This is a genomic window from Acinetobacter legionensis, assembly GCF_048551735.1.
GTDB lineage: Bacteria > Pseudomonadota > Gammaproteobacteria > Pseudomonadales > Moraxellaceae > Acinetobacter.
The window spans coordinates 1-1711 of the sequence record NZ_JBIMBV010000055.1 but is presented as its reverse complement, the minus strand read 5'-3'; the positions used below and the strand labels follow the sequence as shown (position 1 = coordinate 1711).

The window sequence follows — 1711 nt, the reverse complement described above, 5'->3', positions numbered from 1 at the left end:
TGTCGGAAGTGTGGGAAGGTGCGGTCAGTATAACAATAAATATAAATTAAACTAAAATTTGATTTAAAGTTATGAAATATATTGATTTAATTTAATTTTTACTGGAAGCGCATGAAATTAGGATAGTAAAGCTACATTGACTTTTATAGCAAATGTGATAAGTTAGGTTAACCCTTGGTAGTAAGCGATCTTACATTAGATTGTGCAGAATCCGAGGGTTTTGCATATCTACAGTAAACATTCGAATTTGAAAGTATATTTCGTTTGTTAAGGAGCTAATAAAATGTCAATAAAAGCATTAGATGTTGCTAACTATATATTATGGCTTGATAATCGTTATGAGGGTAGTGAAGGAATCACTCCGTTAAAATTACAAAAACTAGTTTATTACTGCCAAGGATTCCACTTGGCTATGTTTGATGAAGTATTGTTTCCAGAAAAAATTGAAGCTTGGATGCATGGACCAGTAGTTCCTGCTCTCTATCGTCATTTTAAAGAGTCTGGCAATGGTATAGTGGAAGCGCCAAAAACCATTAATGATAGTTGTTTTAGCCAGGATCAAAAAGAATTGTTGGATGATGTATTGGATACCTATGGACAATTCTCAGCTTGGCGCTTGCGAAACATGACTCATGAAGAGTCACCATGGAAAAATGTATATGCTCCTGGTGAAAATAATGAGATTTTAGAGTCAGATATGAAATCGTATTTTGACACTCAATTAGAGTCATAGTATGAAAAGAGGAATGAAGAAGCCTAGTGTATCAAAAGGCAAGAGCATTTCAGCACCACCATCAAATCCTATAAAAGAAGATGAGTGTTTAGTATTTTCATTCAGATATACGCAAAATAATCATTGTTTTTCAAAGTGTGAAAAGCATGAAAAACTAGATCTTATTGATTCTATTTTTCAAAGAAGATCAATGAAGTGGAAAGAAATTATTGTAGCAAATAGACATGGGTTAGGTTCAGAATCAATTGACAGGAAGTCTTTAAAAGTCTCGATACCAGCTTGTGTTCCAGGTGATGCCAAGATTTGGGCTTTAAGATTTAGTGATCTTGCTCCGATGGTTGGCTACTATGAGCGCAACATTTTTTATATTTTATGGCTGGATAGATCCTTTAAGGTTTATCCCCATTAAATACCAAAACCCCTCCCGAGGGGTTTTTTAATGCCTACAGGAAACTATGACAGACACAGTACAGGCTAGAAAAGACTTAGAGCTTTGCAGTGCTGAGCTGTCTAAGTATCAAAACCTTAGCCGTTCAGGATTAAGACACAGTGAATTAATCGCAATAGACAATGTGATGATTCGATTAAAAGAACAGATTAAGAATTTAAGAGTTTTGTTGGGTGATTGATCTTACTTGGATAATTTGATAATTTATTGTTTCTAAATTAATTATAGAGATAATAATGAAATCAAAACAATATATCTTAGTAAATATTTGTGGAGATAAATTTGGATTCTCAGATATAAGTAATAGCGGGAATCTAGAACTTTATCTATCTGGTCAAGAATATGATAAGTCGTCTTTTGAATTTGAATCTGCAAGTATTATTCTTATATTTGAAGCCAACTTAGAAGATGACATAAAAGAGATGATCCATAAATCCTTTCGTAAGCAGTTAGTTGGTTAATAACTAAACCTCCTTCGGGAGGTTTTTTATTGGGTGAAGATTATGACATGCCAAGGCTGTGAACAACGT

The 1711-nt window shown here is 33.6% G+C and carries 4 protein-coding genes; all 4 read left to right on the top strand.

What is annotated here, in order from left to right:
* The first annotated feature begins 283 nt into the window (after nucleotides 1–283).
* From ACG9ZL_RS20875 to ACG9ZL_RS20860, 4 genes are read left to right on the top strand one after another with little or no spacing between them, the layout of a single operon-like run.
* A complete protein-coding gene (locus ACG9ZL_RS20875) occupies nucleotides 284–733 on the top strand; it encodes a Panacea domain-containing protein (RefSeq protein ID WP_419278251.1) in 450 nt (149 codons plus the stop codon).
* Between the two features lies 1 nt (nucleotide 734).
* Nucleotides 735–1142, top strand: coding sequence for a hypothetical protein (locus ACG9ZL_RS20870; protein WP_419278250.1), 408 nt, complete (start codon nucleotides 735–737; stop codon nucleotides 1140–1142).
* A 46-nt stretch (nucleotides 1143–1188) separates the two neighbouring features.
* On the top strand, nucleotides 1189–1362 hold the full coding sequence (locus ACG9ZL_RS20865; RefSeq protein WP_419361773.1) for a hypothetical protein: 174 nt from the start codon (nucleotides 1189–1191) through the stop codon (nucleotides 1360–1362).
* Between the two features lie 55 nt (nucleotides 1363–1417).
* The gene (locus ACG9ZL_RS20860; RefSeq protein WP_004725001.1) at nucleotides 1418–1642 is read left to right on the top strand and encodes a hypothetical protein; all 225 of its coding nucleotides are present in this window, start codon (nucleotides 1418–1420) and stop codon (nucleotides 1640–1642) included.
* The last annotated feature ends 69 nt before the right edge of the window (nucleotides 1643–1711 follow it).

Bases quoted from the DNA above. Each gene is read 5' to 3' on its own strand.
- ACG9ZL_RS20860 (WP_004725001.1), top strand. From the start codon at position 1,418: ATGAAATCAAAACAATATATCTTAGTAAATATTTGTGGAGATAAATTT.
- ACG9ZL_RS20870 (WP_419278250.1), top strand. From the start codon at position 735: ATGAAAAGAGGAATGAAGAAGCCTAGTGTATCAAAAGGCAAGAGCATT.
- ACG9ZL_RS20875 (WP_419278251.1), top strand. From the start codon at position 284: ATGTCAATAAAAGCATTAGATGTTGCTAACTATATATTATGGCTTGAT.
- ACG9ZL_RS20865 (WP_419361773.1), top strand. From the start codon at position 1,189: ATGACAGACACAGTACAGGCTAGAAAAGACTTAGAGCTTTGCAGTGCT.